The following is a 428-nucleotide window of genomic DNA, read 5'->3' as shown; positions in this document are numbered from 1 at the left end:
CGTGCAGCCCGGTCGGCTCTAAGCCAACTATTGCTCGACGGACCAAGAACGACTCGACGATGGATAAACATTGGAGTGTGTTGCTCTTTGACGCAGGCGATCGATCTATGGGCGCAGACCCCGTTCATGATCCGCTATGAAGGCGCGATCCTCAATCTGCTGACGGCTGGCGTGTTTCTGGTCGGCGCATCGGGGCAGGAGCCGCTGGTGCTGCGCATCGCGCGGCAGCGCAAACCCGATATTCCGGCGGACCGCCCCGAGGTGGTGCAGTTCTTCCGCGCCTTCACGCTCGCTTGGGCGCTATATTTCGTGGCGCGGGCAGGCGCGTTCGTGTGGATCATGAGCGCGTTTCCGCTGGCCCAGGCGCTCGCGATCCGCGCGGCGGTTTCTTGGGGAAGCATCGGCGCGATGTTGCTCGCCTCCTTCAA

General features: G+C 63.1%; 1 protein-coding gene. It reads left to right on the top strand.

The annotated features are described in order from the left end of the window. Window positions 1-87 precede the first annotated feature (87 nt). Window positions 88-428 (top strand): hypothetical protein (locus AACY49_RS31340; protein WP_339528241.1); only part of this gene is annotated, 341 nt, incomplete at its 3' end.

Origin of the sequence: Pseudomonas sp. EL_65y_Pfl2_R96 (assembly GCF_963970905.1) — a bacterium.
Classification (GTDB): Bacteria; Pseudomonadota; Gammaproteobacteria; order Pseudomonadales; family Pseudomonadaceae; genus Aquipseudomonas.
This window is presented reverse-complemented; position numbering and strand designations above follow the sequence as displayed.